At 74.8% G+C, this 14964-nt stretch carries 10 protein-coding genes; 5 read left to right on the top strand and 5 right to left on the bottom strand.

Annotation, left to right across the window (positions count from 1 at the left end; all coding sequences use genetic code 11):
• Positions 1 to 45 precede the first annotated feature (45 nt).
• Together ACIRB7_RS09440 and ACIRB7_RS09435 are read left to right on the top strand one after the other, a co-directional pair.
• Entirely contained in the window at positions 46 to 2787 is a 2742-nt protein-coding gene (locus tag ACIRB7_RS09440; protein WP_403594754.1) for a DUF6493 family protein, read from the top strand.
• Positions 2788 to 2875: 88 nt separating this feature from the next.
• Positions 2876 to 4360 carry a GNAT family N-acetyltransferase gene (locus ACIRB7_RS09435; RefSeq protein WP_403594751.1) on the top strand — a complete coding sequence of 495 codons (1485 nt, stop codon included), beginning with the start codon at positions 2876 to 2878 and terminating at the stop codon, positions 4358 to 4360.
• On the opposite strand, the gene ACIRB7_RS09430 is transcribed toward ACIRB7_RS09435, so the two are convergent.
• Positions 4257 to 5498: a trans-sulfuration enzyme family protein gene (locus tag ACIRB7_RS09430; protein ID WP_403594748.1), complete on the bottom strand. Its 1242-nt coding sequence runs from the start codon at positions 5496 to 5498 to the stop codon at positions 4257 to 4259. The two genes, ACIRB7_RS09435 and ACIRB7_RS09430, sit on opposite strands and share 104 nt — an antisense overlap.
• A 59-nt stretch (positions 5499 to 5557) precedes the next feature.
• On the opposite strand from ACIRB7_RS09430, the gene ACIRB7_RS09425 reads away from it, so the two are divergent.
• From ACIRB7_RS09425 to ACIRB7_RS09415, 3 genes are all read left to right on the top strand, one after another.
• A complete protein-coding gene (locus ACIRB7_RS09425) occupies positions 5558 to 6055 on the top strand; it encodes an Lrp/AsnC family transcriptional regulator (protein WP_030209403.1) in 498 nt (165 codons plus the stop codon).
• 48 nt (positions 6056 to 6103) lie between these two features.
• Positions 6104 to 7807, top strand: coding sequence for a DUF885 domain-containing protein (locus tag ACIRB7_RS09420; RefSeq protein WP_403594745.1), 1704 nt, complete (start codon positions 6104 to 6106; stop codon positions 7805 to 7807).
• Positions 7808 to 7875: 68 nt separating this feature from the next.
• On the top strand, positions 7876 to 8325 hold the full coding sequence (locus ACIRB7_RS09415; protein WP_403594742.1) for an Lrp/AsnC family transcriptional regulator: 450 nt from the start codon (positions 7876 to 7878) through the stop codon (positions 8323 to 8325).
• Here the strand turns inward: ACIRB7_RS09415 and ACIRB7_RS09410 are convergent.
• The 4 genes from ACIRB7_RS09410 to ACIRB7_RS09395 all read right to left on the bottom strand — a co-directional run bounded on the left by ACIRB7_RS09410 (position 8315) and on the right by ACIRB7_RS09395 (position 14863).
• A complete protein-coding gene (locus ACIRB7_RS09410; RefSeq protein WP_403594739.1) occupies positions 8315 to 11356 on the bottom strand; it encodes an AAA family ATPase in 3042 nt (1013 codons plus the stop codon). The two genes, ACIRB7_RS09415 and ACIRB7_RS09410, sit on opposite strands and share 11 nt — an antisense overlap.
• Entirely contained in the window at positions 11353 to 12531 is a 1179-nt protein-coding gene (locus tag ACIRB7_RS09405) for an exonuclease SbcCD subunit D (RefSeq protein ID WP_403594736.1), read from the bottom strand. Before ACIRB7_RS09405 ends, ACIRB7_RS09410 begins: the two co-directional genes overlap by 4 nt.
• 192 nt (positions 12532 to 12723) lie before the next feature.
• On the bottom strand, positions 12724 to 13350 hold the full coding sequence (locus ACIRB7_RS09400) for a YigZ family protein (protein WP_403594733.1): 627 nt from the start codon (positions 13348 to 13350) through the stop codon (positions 12724 to 12726).
• A 55-nt stretch (positions 13351 to 13405) separates the two neighbouring features.
• A complete protein-coding gene (locus ACIRB7_RS09395; RefSeq protein ID WP_403594730.1) occupies positions 13406 to 14863 on the bottom strand; it encodes a PucR family transcriptional regulator in 1458 nt (485 codons plus the stop codon).
• Between the last annotated feature and the right edge of the window lie 101 nt (positions 14864 to 14964).

Raw genomic sequence — 14964 nt, 5'->3', positions numbered from 1 at the left:
CCCCGGCCGGAGGGGCGGGACGCGAAGGGGATCATGGGGGACGGCGTGGACAACGGAACGGGGAAGGGCGTGGGGATCGGTATGGGTGACGGCGTGGGGGTCGACGAAGAGGTGGGCGCGGCGGCGGGCCCGGGCAGCGGGGGGCCGGACGGCTCCGGGATCGAGAAGCTGCTCGCGGCGGTGCGCGCGGGCCTGGCCGCCGAGGTGCCGGAGCTCCTGGAACCGCTGGACGCCACTGCGCGCAAGGCCGCCCTCGGGCAGCTGAAGGTGCTGCGCGCCGAGGTGCGCGCCGGGGAGTGGGCGACGCCCCCGTACCTGGCGAACCGCATCCGCAGCGCGCTGTACGTGGCGGGCGCCGGCTGCCTGTCGGGGGCCGCGGCGGCCGCGAGCTGGCTCGGCGCGCGCGATCTGCTGATGTGGGACACGAACGGCCCCCTGGCTCTCGCGGCGCTGGGCGAGCGGGACCCGGAGTGGGCGGCGGACCTGGCCGGGCGCCTGGCCAGGCGACAGGCAGTCGCGGAGAACAGCTACCCCCTGCTCCACGGACTCGTGGTCCGCTCCGGGTACCAGGTCGCCCCGACGGACGGTTACGTCACCGGATGGATCTGGCACATCACCGACGACCGTCTCGTGGAGCGGCTCCGGGAGGACCCCCAGACGCCCGCTCTGGTGGCACACGCGCTCGCGATGGCCGAGACCCCCGAACGGTTCACGCGGGCTGTCCGCCCCGACTCACCGAGGCACTGGCCCACGGCGCTCAGGACGCTCGTCGCGGAGGGAATCCTGGACCGGGCCCAGGTCCTGGACCTGTGCGTCTCCCGTCTGCTCCGCGGCGGCCCCTTGCGGAACCTGCGCTTCCCGCTGGAGATGGTGCGGCTCCTCGAACCGGAGGCGGGCGAGCTGCGGGAGCGGGTCCCGGACTGGGTCGGGATGACGGCGGACGCGCCGTCCCCGGTCGCGGGGTACGCGCAGGAGATCCTCGCGGGTCTCGCCGCCGAGGGGGCGCTGTCGACGGGTGCGCTCGCCGAGATGACGGGCGGGGTGCTGTTCCGCACCGAGAAGAAGCTGGTGCGGGCCCAGTTGACGCTGGTCGGGAAGGTGCTGGCGCGGGAGCCGGGCGCGGCGGACGAGCTGCTGCCCGCCGTGGCCGAGGCCTTCGGGCACGAGGACACGTCGATCCAGGAGCGGGCCCTGAAGCTGGTGGGTCGTCACGCGGCCGCGGTGGACGCCTCCGTACGCCGTGAGCTGGCGGAGCAGGCGGGTCTTTTGAGCCCGGCACACCGGCCGGCCGCCTCCGCGCTCTTCGGGGCGGACCTGGAGGAGGAGTCCGGGGCTCCGTACGAGGAGATCCTGCCGCCGGTGGCCGAGCGGCAGCTGGTCGCGCCCCCGGCGACGACGGTCGAGGCGCTGATGGAGGAGCTGGTGGTGAAGGGGCTCGTCGAAGAGCCCGTGGCGTTCGAGCGGGCGCTCGACGGACTGGTGCGGCTCGCGCACCGGGACCGGGCGGCCGTGGTGGACGCGGTTCGGGAGGCGTTTCCCCGGACGGAGTGGCAGGAGGGCTACTACTTCACGCACCACACCTATGGGGTCGAGGTGGTGCTCGCGGGACTGCTCGGTCTGCTGAACCCGACGCGGGTCGAACTCGGTCGGCGAAACGGGCGCGGCCCGACCTGCTGTCTCCAGCAGTCGTTGGCCGGGGTCCTCGACGCGCGCCTGTGGGAGGCCGCCGATCTGGTCGGCACGGACGCGCTGCCGTTCCTCCTCGCCACGCCGACCTGGCACACCGGCGCCGTCGACCCGCTGGTCCTGGTGGAGCGGCTGCGGGCCTACCGGGACGCGGGCGTCGAGCCCGCTCCGGCCGACTTCACCCAGGCCCTGCTCCGGGTCCCGCGGACCGACCCGTCGGCGGGGCGGGCGGCCGAGGAGGCGGCGGCGCTCGGTACCTCGGCCGGCCGGCGGCTCGCCGTATGGCTGCGGGAGGAGGCGGCCGTGGGGGCGACCGTGGAGCTCCTTCCCCGGGGCGAGGGGCGGTCCTCGCTGAAGTGGTGGCTGATCGACCGGATCGTGGTCGGGACTTGTGTACGTCCCGTGGTGCGCGAGGAGATGCCGCCCGCCTTCCAATGGCTGGGCAGCGCCCTGGGGGCGACGCCGCGCCGCTGCTACCACTGGGACAACAACCGGGCACAGTGGTCCCCGGTGCTGCCGGGGGACCGTGAGGTGCTCGCGGCCTGTCTCCTGCCGACCCTGGCGGGCTGTGTCGACGGGGACTCGCGCGGGTTGACCGAACCCCTGACGGCGCTGGCCGAGGCCGAGGGCCCGGTCGGCCGGGCGGTCCATCTGGCCCTGGCGTTCGGTCTCGGTTGTATGGACGCGGACGACCGGCTGCGCGCGGTGGACGCGGTGCTCGTCCTGGCCTCGCGGGGCGAGCTGGACGCCCGGCAGCTCGGCGGGGAGCTGGTGTGGCTGGTCGCGGAGGGCTCGGTCAAGCCGAACCGGCTGGCGGACGCGGTCCGGACGGCGGCGGCCACCGGGGCGTACGGGACGGTGTGGGCGGTCCTGGCCGCGATGCTGCCGGGCCTGCTCGGCGCGGGGAAGCCGGTGCGGGGGCTCGGTGAGGTCCTCGCCGTCGCGGCGGACTGTGCGGAGCGGTGTGGGGGCCGCGGTGAGGTGGCCGGGCTCGAGGCGGTGGCCTCGGGGCGGGGTTCCTCGCAGCTGGTGGTGCAGGCCAAGCGTCTGCTGAACGCACTCCGCCAAGGGGCCGATCAGAGCCTGACAGAAACGGCCTGAATCAGACTTTAAGCCGCCAGATGGGCGCTTAACCCGTCAGTCACAAAGCGTTCGTGATCACGCAACACCACTGGGTCACAGTGAGGTCATGACCGATGTGACGTCTTCGAAGAGCGCCCGCCGCCCCCACCACTGGCGGCACGACCTGATCGAACTCGCCGCCCTGTTCACCGCCGTGGTGGTGGCCGACACGATCGCCAAGACCATCGCCAAGGGCCCCGACGGCCACTACCTGCTGGTGTTCTCGGCGATCGCGCTGGTCGCCACCGCCGGCTTCCACACCTGGTGGGCACGGAGGCACAGCCATGCGAGCCATGCCCCGCCCGCCGGTCCCACCGGCGGGCACTCCCCCGCGGCCCGCCCGGCCGCGACGGCCCACGCGGCGAGGACGGCGGAGACGGGGGCGCACCGGGCGGAGGAGCACGCGGAGGAGGTGCCCGTCGAGACCGCGCTGTGGCGGATGCGTACCACCGTCGCGGACACCCCGGGCAGCCTCGCCGCCCTGTGCACGGTCCTCGCCCGGTTGGGCGTGGACATCCTCACCCTCCAGACGCATCCGCTCGCCGACGGCACGGTCGACGAGTTCCTGCTGCGCGCCCCCGCCGACCTCTCCGCCCATGCCCTCAGCCGCGAGACCGCCGCGGCGGGCGGCCGGGACACCTGGACCGAGCGGGCCGACGCCCATGACCTGGTGGACACCCCCACCCGGGTCCTCGGCCTCGCCACCCGCACCGCGCTCGACGCGGCGGAACTGCCGCTCGCGCTGCGCCAGCTCCTCGGCCGCTGCACCCTCCACTCCGTGCCCGCCGTCTCGCTCACCGGCCGCCCCACCGGCGAACACGCCCCGGTCGAAGGCGTCCTGGAGGAGACGGTGATGCGGCTGCGCGACCCGCACGGCGGCACGCTCATCGTGGAGAGGCCCTATCTCCCCTTCACCCCGACCGAGTTCGCCCGGGCCCGCGCCCTGGTCGAGCTCGACGCCCGGCTCGGCCCGCGCGTCCCGCGCAGCCAGGACGTACTGACCCTGCCCGAGGGCAACGAGATCACCGTCCGCCGCGCCGACCAGCGCGACCTGTCCGCCGCGCGAGCCATGCACGACCGCTGCTCGGCCCGCACCCTCGGTCTGCGCTACCACGGCCCGGTCGGCGACGCCGACCGCTACCTCGACCATCTGCTCAGCCCCCGCTTCGGGCGCACCCTCGCCGTGCAGACGACCTCCGGCCGGCTCGTCGCCCTCGGGCATCTGCTCTGGGACGGCGACGAGACCGAGGTCGCGCTGATGGTCGAGGACGACTGGCAGCGGCGCGGCATCGGCTCCGAGCTCCTCGGCCGACTGGTGGCGTTGGCCGAGGAGGCCGGCTGCGCCAGCGTCTACGCGGTGACCCAGTCGTCCAACACGGGGATGGTGGCCGCGATGCGGGCGCTGAACCTGCCCCTCGACTACCAGATCGAGGAGGGCACCCTGGTGATCACGGCCCGACTGGCCGCGGCACCGCGACCGGCCGGCCGCCCGCAGAAGCAGGAACCGCAGCAGGAGCAGCGGTCGGAGGGGCCTCGGCGCGCGGAGCGCTGAGCGCCTCGGTCAGGTCCCGCCACAGGTCCTCGACGTCCTCGAGGCCGACCGACATCCTCAGCAGCCGGTCGCTGACGCCCGCCGAGCGCCGGTCTCCCTCGGCCACGATCCGGTGGCTGATGGAGGCCGGGTGCTGGATGAGGGTGTCGACGCTGCCGAGGCTGACGGCGGGGGTGATGAGCCGGACGCCCGCGATCACGTCGTGCGGGTCGCCGTACACCTCGAAGGCGATCATCGCGCCGCCGATCCGCGGGTAGTGGACCCGGGCGATCCGGGGATCGGTGGCCAGCCTCCGTACGAGCTCCGCGGCCGTCGCGGACGCCGCCCGTACCCGTACCGGCAGGGTGGAGAGACCGCGCAGCAGCAGATAGCCGGCGAGCGGGTGCAGCACGCCGCCGGTGGCGAAGCGCACCTGGCGGAGGGTACGGGCGAACTCCTCGTCGCAGGCGACGATTCCGCCCATGACGTCGCCGTGCCCGCCCAGGTACTTGGTGGCGCTGTGCAGGACGAGGCGCGCGCCCTGCTCGACGGGCCGCTGGAGCACCGGCGTGGCGAAGGTGTTGTCGACCAGGAGCGGCACGGAGCCGCAGGAGTGCGCGAGGGCGCGGATGTCCGCCTCGGCGAGGGTCGGGTTGGCGGGTGACTCCACCATGACCAGGCCGGTGTCGGGCCGGATCGCCGCCGCTACGCTCGCGGGATCGGTCCATGTCACTTCGGTGCCGAGCAGTCCCGCGTCGAGGAGGTGGTCGCTGCAGCCGTACAGCGGACGGACCGCCACGACGTGCCGCAGGCCCTGGCTCGCCCGGGCGAGGAGCACGGCGGTGAGGGCCGCCATGCCGCTGGCGAAGGCGACGGCCGACTCGGTCCCCTCAAGGCGGGCGAGGGCCTCCTCGAAGCGGGCCACGGTGGGGTTGTCGAGCCGGGCGTAGACGGGCGGCCCGTCGAGCCGGGCGCCGGTGGTGGCGAACTCGTCGATCCGCGCGGCCTCGGCCCGCGCGTCGTACGAGGGGTAGGTGGTGGACAGGTCGATCGGCGGGGCGTGCAGACCGAGCGAGGCGAGGTCGTCGCGGCCGGCGTGCACGGCTTCGGTGGCGAGGGCCCTCGGGGTGGCCGAGAGGCCGTAGTCCATGGCGTCCATGGCGGCACTGTGAACGGATACCGGGAAGTAGGGGGAAAACGCCGTGCTACGTTCGACCGATGGCCGATTCTGTCGTACTGGACGCGGTCGATCTGCACATTCTTCGCCTTCTGCAGAACGACGCCCGGACCACCTACCGTGAACTCGCCGCCGAGGTCGGGGTGGCGCCCTCCACCTGCCTGGACCGGGTGGCGCGGCTCCGTCGCACAGGCGTGATCCTCGGACATCAGCTACGACTAGATCCGGCCAAACTCGGCCGTGGGCTCGAAGCGCTCCTTCTCGTGCAGGTCCGCCCGCACCGGCGGGAACTGATCGGTCCGTTCGTCGACCGGATCCGGGCCCTGCCGGAGTCCCGTGCGCTGTTCCATCTGACGGGCCCCGACGACTACCTGGTGCACGTGGCCGTCGCGGACCCCTCCGACCTGCAACGACTCGTGCTCGACGAGTTCACCTCACGCCGCGAGGTGGCCCGCGTCGAGACCCGGTTGATCTTCCAGGAGTGGGAGTGCGGTCCGCTCCTGCCGCCCTCGGCGGGCCCTTCCTTGTCAGCCGACTAGGGCCGGACGTGGGTGACGGGGCGTGCGGGAGAGGCCAGGATGGCCCCCATGCCAGAGACTTCCAGCAGCACGCTGCCCCGCCAGGTCGCCGACGACCACGTCGACGCACTCATCGCCCTCGACCCGATCACCGGTACGTACCTGGGAGTCAAGGAGAGCGCCGGACTGCTGCCCGACTTCTCGCCCGCCGGTCAGCGGGCGGTGGCCGACCTCGCCCGCCGGACGCTCGCCCGGCTCGACGAGGCCGAGCGCGCGCCGGGCGCGGACAGCGAGGCGGAGCGGCGGTGCGCCCGGCTGCTGCGGGAGCGTCTGACGGCGGAACTCGCCATGCACGAGGCCGAGGAGGGCCTGTGCGCGGTCAGCAACATGCGCTCGCCCGCGCACAGCGTCCGGATCGCCTTCACCGTGATGGCGACGGAGACCGAGGAGGACTGGACGGCGGTCGCGTCCCGGCTGCGCGCGGTCCCGGCGGCCCTCGAGGGGTACCGTTCCTCGCTCGCGCTCGGTCTGGAACGCAAGCTGTTCGGCGGGCCACGGCCCACCGCCACCTTCGTCGACCAGCTCACCGAGTGGTCCGGCACGGAGAGCGGAAGGCCGGGCTGGTTCGAGGAGTTCGCCGCCGCGCGGCCCGACACCCTGCCCGGGGAACTGCGCGCCGAACTCGCGCGGGCCGGGCGGAGCGCGACCGAATCCGTCACGGCACTGCGGGACTGGATGCGGGACGTGTACGCCCCGGCCGTCGCGGACGCCCCCGACACGGTGGGCCGCGAGCGGTACCAGCGCTGGACCCGCTACTTCAACGGCACCGACCTGGACCTCGACCAGGCGTACGCGTACGGCTGGACCGAGTACCACCGGCTGCTCGGCGAGATGCGGACCGAGGCCGAACGGATCCTGCCGGGCGCCGACCCCTGGGAGGCGCTCGCCCACCTCGACGAGCACGGCACGCACATCGAGGGGGTCGAGGAGGTCAGGGGCTGGCTGCAGCAGCTCATGGACGAGGCCATCGAGGCCCTCGACGGCACCCACTTCGAACTGGCCGACCCGGTCCGCCGCGTGGAGTCCCGCATCGCCCCGCCGGGCGGCGCCGCCGCGCCGTACTACACCGGCCCGTCCGAGGACTTCTCGCGCCCCGGCCGCACCTGGCTGCCGGTGGACGGCACGGCCCGCTTCCCGGTGTACGACCTGGTGTCGACCTGGTACCACGAGGGCGTCCCCGGCCATCACCTCCAGATCGCGCAGTGGGTGCACGTCGCCGACCGGCTCTCCCGCTACCAGGCGACCATCGGCAAGGTCAGCGCCAACATGGAGGGCTGGGCCCTGTACGCGGAGCGCCTGATGGACGAGCTCGGCTTCCTGCCCGACGCGGAGCGGCGGCTCGGCTACCTGGACGGCCAGATGATGCGCGCGTGTCGGGTCATCGTGGACATCGGCATGCACCTGGGCCTGGAGATCCCGGCGGACTCACCGTTCCACCCGGGCGAGCGGTGGACCCCGGAGCTCGCCCAGGAGTTCTTCCAGCGGCACAGCAGCCGGCCGCCGTCGTTCGTGGAGAGCGAGATGACCCGCTACCTGTCGATGCCGGGGCAGGCCATCGGGTACAAGCTGGGCGAGCGTGCCTGGCTGCTCGGCCGCGCCAACGCGCGGGCGGCGCGCGGTGACGCGTTCGACGCGAAGGCCTGGCACATGGCGGCCCTCTCGCAGGGGCCGCTGGGCCTCGACGACCTGGTCGAGGAACTCTCGCGCCTGTAGACGGTGACCACCTGGTTTCCCCGGCCGATCACTTGATCGGCCGGGGATTCCCCTGCTATTCCTCGTCCATGACCACCGACTACACCCCCGACGCCACCGACTGGCGCATCCTCGAAGCCCTCCAGTCCGAGGGCCGCGCCAGCTTCGCCGAGCTCGCCCGTACGGTGTCGATGTCACCGTCCGCGGTGACCGAGCGGGTACGGCGCCTGGAGGAGGCGGGGGTGATCACCGGGTACACGGCGATCGTCGACCAGGACCGGCTCGGCCTTCCCATCCTCGCCTTCGTACGGCTGCGCTACCCGCACGGCAACTACAAGCCGTTCCACGACCTGCTCGGCACCACGCCGGAGGTCCTGGAGGCGCACCACGCCACCGGCGACGACTGCTTCGTCCTCAAGGTCGCCGCCCGCTCGATGAAGCACCTGGAGGAGACCACCGGGAAGATCTCCACGCTCGGCGCGGTGACCACCAGCATCGTCTACTCCTCGCCGCTGCCCCGGCGTTCACTCAGCCGCTGAGCGCGTCGCCCCCGGTGCGCAGCCGGACCGCGGAGCCCTGCCGTGCCTTGACGACCTCCAGCTGGGCCGGGATCCGACGGCGCAGATCGCCGACGTGGCTGACGATGCCGACGCTGCGGTCCCGCTCGCGCAGCGAGTCGAGGACGTCGAGGACCTCGTCGAGGGTCTGTTCGTCGAGGCTGCCGAAGCCCTCGTCGATGAAGAGGGTGTCGAGCCGTACGCCGCCCGCCTCGTCCGTGACGACGTCGGCGAGGCCGAGCGCCAGGGCGAGCGAGGCGAAGAAGGTCTCGCCACCGGAGAGCGTGGCGGTGTCGCGCTCGTTGCCGGTCCAGGCGTCGACGACGTGCAGCCCGAGTCCGGCCCGCTTGCCGCCGGAGCGGGCGTCGGAGTGGACGAGGGTGTAGCGGCCGGAGGACATCCTCTGGAGGCGGGCGGTCGCGGCGGCGGCGACCTGTTCGAGGCGGGCCGCGAGGACGTACGACTCCAGGCGCATCCGGCGCTCGTTCTCGGCCGAGGTGCCGGCGGTGAGGCCCGCGAGACGGGCGACGCGGTCGTACTCCTCGCGGAGCGGCCCGAGGCGGCGCACCTCGGTCGCCGCCTGGCGGGACAGGCCGGCGAGGTCCGTCACCCGCTCGCGGGCGGCGGCCAGGACGGAGGACGCCTCGCGGAGTGCGCGTTCGGCCGCCGTGTGGGCGGCCCCGGCGGCAGCGGGGTCGGCGGGCGGGAGGGCCGCGGCGGCCGCGGTGCCGGGCTCGGCGAGCCGGTCCGCGACGGCGGCTGCCTCGGCCTGCCAGGCGTCCACGCGGTGCTGGTGGTCCCGGCGCTCGCTCTCGCGGAGGAGCGCGGCGGCGGCCTCGGCCGGGGTGGCGAAGCCCGCGCGGTAGGCGGCGTCGGCGAGCCGGTCGTCGGCCTCCTTGAGGCGCTGGGCGGCGAGTTCGGCGGTGCGTACGGCTCCGGTGGCGTCGACCAGGAGGGCGATCCGCCGCTCCAGGCGGGTGGCGTGCTCGGCCACGGTGGCGAACGCCCCACGCCCCAGGGCGAGTTCCTCGTCGAGCGCGGCCTGTTCCCGTTCCAGGGCCTCGCGCCGCGAGGTCCTGGCGGCGACCCGCCGCTCGGCCTCCCGCTGCGCGCCGACCCGCTCCTCGTACTCCCGCTCGGCCCGCGCGAGCGCCTCCCGCGCGCTGTGGCTCTGTCCGGCGAGCGCGTGGGCCTCGGCGTGCAGAAGCGTCAACTCCTCCACCTCGTGGGCGAGTTCACGGACGGTGGGGTCGGTCGCGTCGGAAGGTGCGGCGCCCGCGAGGGCCTCCGTGCGGGCCGTGGACCAGGACTCGCGGGTGACGGCCAGATCGCGTTCGGCGGCCGTACGGGTCTCCTCGGCGCCGGTGTAGGCCGCGTAGGCGGCGTCCTCGGTGGCGCGGTCGACGTGGTCGGCGGTGGTGCGGGCGGGAGCCGGGTGGGCGGTGGAGCCGCAGACCTGGCAGGGGTCGCCGTCGGCGAGGGTGACGGCGAGTTCCGCCGCGATGCCCTCCAGGCGGCGGGACTTGACGTCGAGCCAGCTCTCGTGGGCGGTGTTCCGGCGCTCGCGGGCGTCCGCGAGGCGGGTCTCGGCGGTCCGGGTGTCCTCGGCGAGGGCGTCGCGGCGGCGGGCCGCCGCGAGTCGGCGGCGGGCGGGTTCCAAGCGGCCCGCGAGGTGTTCGGCACGGGCGGCGGCGTCCCGTGCGGCCTCGACGCGTTCGGTGAGCGCGGCCCGCCGGGGTTCCCAGTCGGCGAGCCAGTCGGCCGCATCCCGCAGGACATCGTCGTCGGCGCGCGCCTCGCGGGCGAGGGCGGTGTGCTCCTCGGCGATCATGGCGGCGCGGCGCTCGGCGCGGCGGGCGGCCTCCAGGCCGCCGAGTTCCTCACGGAGCCGGTGTTCGAGCGCGGAGAGGTGGTCGGCCCCGGCGTCGGCGAGGTCGGGGGGCAGCTGGGCACGGGAGCGTTCCCGGGCAATGTGCGCGGTGGCGTGCTCGCGCTCGGCGTCCTGGCGCAGTCCGAGGGCGGGCGCCACCCGGTCCGCCTTGAGGCTGCGGCCGAGGGCAGCCTGGAGCCGGTCGCGCTCGGGGGCGCGGGCGGTGAGCCGCTCCTGCCGGAGGAGCGCGTCGGCGTGCCGGGCCTGGCGGGCGGCCAGGTCGTTCTCGGCGTCGAGGGCGGCGCGCGCGGCGCCCTGCCCGGCCTCGGCGGCGGCGAGCCGTACGCCCGCGATGTCGAGGGCCTCGCGGGCCTCGGTGCGGGCGACGGCGGCCCAGGTGAGGACCGCCTCGGCGAGCCCGGGGTCGCCGGGGCGGCCTTCGACGGAGGTACGGGCGACGGCGAGGCCGCCTGCCGCCTGGCCCATGCGGTGGGCGAGGGCGAGGAGCCGCTCGTCCCCCTCCTCGACCTGCTGCTGCGCGGCGCGCCGGAGGTCGGCGAGGCGCTCCTCGACGGCGGCGAAGCGGCGGGTGTCGAAGAGGCGGCCGAGGAGCCTGCCGCGGGCCTCGGCGTCGGCGCGCAAGAAGCGGGCGAAGTCGCCCTGCGGGAGGAGGACGACCTGGCAGAACTGCTCGCGGCTCATGCCGACGAGCTGGGTGACCTCCTCCCCTATCTCCTGGTGGGAGCGGCTGAGACCGGCCCAGGTGCCGGCGGCGGGGTCGTACTCCCGCAGCCAGGTCTGGGCCTTCTCGGTGGTGAAGCCCTCGCCGCGCTTCTTGGGGCGCTGCTGGGCGGGGCGCCGGGTGATCTCCAGGCGCCGCTCCCCCACGGTCAGTTCGAGGACGACCTCCGTGGACGTGCCGACGGCGGCGTGGTCGCTGCGCAGGGAGGTGCCGGGGTTCTGGCGGACGCCGGGCAGGCTCCCGTACAGGGCGAAGCAGACGGCGTCGAGGACGGACGTCTTCCCGGCGCCGGTCGGTCCGTGGAGGAGGAAGAGCCCGGCGGAGGACAGGGTGTCGAAGTCGACGGTCTGCGTGCCGCCGAAGGGGCCGAACGCGGTGATCTCCAGGCGGTGCAGCCTCATCGGCCCACCTCACGCTCGGCCGTGTCGACCCGTACGTCGTCGAAGGCGCCGTACAGGACCGTCCGCTCGGCCCCGTCGAGGGCCGCGCCGCCGCGTACGTGGGCCACGAAGTCCTCCGCGATCTGCTGGTCCGTGCGGTCCCGGAGCCGCTGGGCGTAGGAGGCGGCGGGGTCGTCGCCGGTCCGGTCGGGGTCGAAGACCAGGTTCAGGGTGTGCGGGAAGCGCGCGGTGAGCCGGGCCATCGGTTCGGCGGGGCGTACAGGGTCGGTGAGCGTGGCCTCGACCCAGGACTGCTCGTGGCGCGCGAGCGCGGGGTCGTCGAGGAGGTCGTCGAGCCGGCCCCTGATCCGGGCGAGGGGGCGGGGCACGGGGCAGTCGAGCCGTTCGGCGGCGATGACGGCGCCGTCGGGGCCGCCGGGGCCCAGGTCGATCAGCCACATCGTCTTGCGGTGGTCGGCCTCGGAGAAGGAGTACGCGAGGGGGGAGCCGGAGTAGCGCACGCGCGGGGTGAGGGTCTGGCTGCCGTGGAGGTGGCCGAGGGCGACGTAGTCGACGCCGTCGAAGACCCCGGTGGGGACGGCGGCGACGCCGCCGACGGTGATGTCCCGCTCGCTGTCGCTGGGCGCGCCGCCGGCGACGAAGGCGTGGGCGAGGACGACGGAGCGGGTTCCGGCGGGCCGGCCGGCGAGGTCGGCGCGGACCCGGTCCATGGCGGCGGCGAGCACGGCCTCGTGACCGGCCTTCTCGGCGCCGAGCTGGTCCCTGACGAGGGCGGGTTCGAGGTACGGCAGGCCGTAGAGGGCGATCTCGCCGTGGGCGTCGGTGAGGACGACGGGGGTGCCGATGCCGGCGGGGTCGGTACGGAGATGGATGCCGGCCCGCTGGATGAGTCCGGCGCCGACGCCGAGGCGGCGGGCCGAGTCGTGGTTGCCGGAGATCATGACGGTGGGCACGCCGGCCTCGGCGAGGCGGTGCAGCGCGGTGTCGAACAGCTCGACGGCGGGCAGCGGGGGCACGGCACGGTCGTAGACGTCACCGGCGACGAGGACGGCGTCGACCCGGTGCTCGTGGACGGTCGCGACGAGGTGGTCGAGGAAGGCGGCCTGGGCGCCGAGGAGGCCGACGCGGTGGAAGGACCGGCCGAGGTGCCAGTCCGAGGTGTGCAGGAGCCTCACGATGCCGTCCCACCCCGCATGTGCGCCGCTCCTCGCCGCTGGTTCCCGTCGTGTGCGGCCTCCACGCTATCCCGCCGGGGGGTGTGGTCGGGGCCGCTCGCGCAACCCGGCGGGGGGCCCGCGCGCGCCTCGGGCCTGACACCCTCACGCCTCACACGGTGCCGTACGCCTCCTCACACGGTGCCGTACGCCTCACAGGGTGCCGTACGCCTCGCCGCCCGGTTCGAACGAGGCCGTGCCCGCCGTGGCGTCGGCGAGCCAGGCGCGGAAGGCGGGGACGTCACTGTCCGGGAGGCCGATCTCGATGGTGACGGCGTCGGCGTACTGCACGTCGCGGACGGCCCGCCCGGTCGCCCGCAGGTCGTTCTCCAGCTTGCCCGCCCGCTGGTGGTCGACGGTGACGGTCGCGAGCCGGAAACGCTGCCGGGTCACCGTGCCGAGCGCGTCCAGCGCCTCCCCGACCACGCCGCCGTACGCGCGGATCAGACCGCCCGCGCCGAGCTTCACGCCGCCGTAGTAGCGGGTGACGACGGCGACGACGTACCGCATCTCGCGGCGCAGGAGCATCTGGAGCATGGGGACGCCCGCCGTGCCGCCGGGCTCGCCGTCGTCGCTCGCCTTCTGGACGGAGGCGTCGGCGCCGATGACGTACGCGAAGCAGTTGTGGCTGGCGGTCGGGTGCTCCTTGCGGATGCGTGCGACGAACTCCTGCGCCTCCCGCTCGTCGGCGACGGGCGCGAGCGCGCAGAGGAAGCGCGAGCGGTTGATCTCGGTCTCGTGCACACCCTCGTGGGCCACCGTGCGGTACTGCTCCTGCATCCGGCCAGCCTACGTTCCGGCGGCGTCGCGCTCTCGGGCGGCCGGTCGGGGCGAGCTACGGCCCGTCGGGCACGCGCTCCCCCGCGGCCGGTTCGGGGGCGGTCGCGAGGCCGGCGTACGGGAGGGCGCGCAGGGCCAGGGCCCAGCCGAGGCGGGCCTCGCCGGACTCGCTGGAGCGGCCGGTGAGCTCGGCGACGCGGCCGATGCGGTTGAGGACGGTATTGCGGTGGCAGTAGAGCTGGTCCGCGGCCCGGGAGGCGGAGCAGCCGTGGTCGAGCCAGGCCCGGAGCGTGGAGAGGAGCGCGGTCCTCTCGCCGCCGGTGGCGAGCACGGGCCCGAGGTGGACGGTGACGATCCGCTCGGCGATGTCGGCGCGCCCGCTGAGCAGCACCTGGGCGAGCCGGTCGTCGAAGACGGCGATCTCGCCGCTGCCCGCCGGGAGGGTACGGAGGGTCTGCTCGGCGAGTCGCAGGGCGCGGCCCGCCTGGGAGAGGCGCTCGAACTCCGGGGAGACCCCCGCGGTGGCCCCGGTCCGTTCCCGCAGGGCGGCGAGGAGCGCGCGCGTGGCGGGGTCGGCCCCCGGGCCTGCCGCCGCGGTTCTGCCGGCGGGGGCGTCGCGGCGGGGCAGGCGGACGATGCCCGCGTACCGGCCGGAGCGGGGCCGCCAGAAGGACCACATGCCCTGGGCCTCCAGGACGGGCGAGGGGTGCGGCGGCGCGGCCGGGTCCTGGGCGGCGACCACGACGACGTACCGGTCGACCGCGGGGACTCCGAGCGCGGCCGCGGCGGCCGAGGCGACGGCCGGGTCGTCGGCGCGGCCGTCGAGCAGCGCCTCGAAGAGGGCGACGCGCCGGGTGTCCTGGCGGCTCTGGAGTTCCAGCTGGGCGATCCGGTACGCGTCGGCCATCGCGACCGAGTAGCGGTCGATGGTCTCCCAGACACCGCTCGCCATGTCGAGCTCGACGTCCCGGCTGTCGGAGTCCCGCCCGGCCCTGACCCTGAGGTGTTCGGCCATGACCTGCCAGAGCACGCGGCCGCCGCGCCGGTAGGCCTGGAGCACGGTGTCGAGCGGCACGCCCTGTTCGGCACGGCGGCGGCCGGTCTCGCGGGCCGCCCACTCGAAGTCCCCGCCGGTCGCGGTGAGCCCGCCGAAGTCCTCCAGGGCCCGCAGCAGGTTGTCGCGGCAGATCTCCCAGAGGTCCTCGCGGGTGACGGGGGCGTCGGAGGCGTACGTACCGGAGTGGGCGCGGATGTCGTCGACGGCGCGGTCGGTGAGCCGGTCGACGTCGGCGAGCATCGCCGTGGCGAGGGAACGGCGGAGCGCGCCGGAGCCGCTCAGGGGGGTGTGGGCTCCGCCGGAACCGCCGGAGCCGCTCAGGGGGGTGCGGTTTCCGCCGGAGCCGCCGGAGCCGCTCAGGGGGGTGCGGTGTGTGCCGGTGCCACTCGTGGTGGTGCGGTTCGCGCCGGGGCGCGCCCCCGTGGGCTCGCGGGGTGCGGCCGAGCTGTGCGTCATGGCTGGCACCGTAGCGCCCGGATTTGGCGAATGCCACGGCTCGCGCGGGCCGGCGGGGCCGCTGCCCAGTCGGGCGCGCCGCATGATGGGCGATTGCACAT

It is taken from the genome of Streptomyces sp. NPDC093795, assembly GCF_044764665.1.
Taxonomy (GTDB): Bacteria; Actinomycetota; Actinomycetes; order Streptomycetales; family Streptomycetaceae; genus Streptomyces.
This window is presented reverse-complemented; position numbering and strand designations above follow the sequence as displayed.

Coding starts and splice junctions, on each gene's coding strand:
- ACIRB7_RS09435 (WP_403594751.1), top strand. CDS start 2,876: ATGACCGATGTGACGTCTTCGAAGAGCGCCCGCCGCCCCCACCACTGG.
- ACIRB7_RS09430 (WP_403594748.1), bottom strand. CDS start 5,498: ATGGACGCCATGGACTACGGCCTCTCGGCCACCCCGAGGGCCCTCGCC.
- ACIRB7_RS09425 (WP_030209403.1), top strand. CDS start 5,558: ATGGCCGATTCTGTCGTACTGGACGCGGTCGATCTGCACATTCTTCGC.
- ACIRB7_RS09420 (WP_403594745.1), top strand. CDS start 6,104: ATGCCAGAGACTTCCAGCAGCACGCTGCCCCGCCAGGTCGCCGACGAC.
- ACIRB7_RS09415 (WP_403594742.1), top strand. CDS start 7,876: ATGACCACCGACTACACCCCCGACGCCACCGACTGGCGCATCCTCGAA.
- ACIRB7_RS09410 (WP_403594739.1), bottom strand. CDS start 11,356: ATGAGGCTGCACCGCCTGGAGATCACCGCGTTCGGCCCCTTCGGCGGC.
- ACIRB7_RS09400 (WP_403594733.1), bottom strand. CDS start 13,350: ATGCAGGAGCAGTACCGCACGGTGGCCCACGAGGGTGTGCACGAGACC.
- ACIRB7_RS09395 (WP_403594730.1), bottom strand. CDS start 14,863: ATGACGCACAGCTCGGCCGCACCCCGCGAGCCCACGGGGGCGCGCCCC.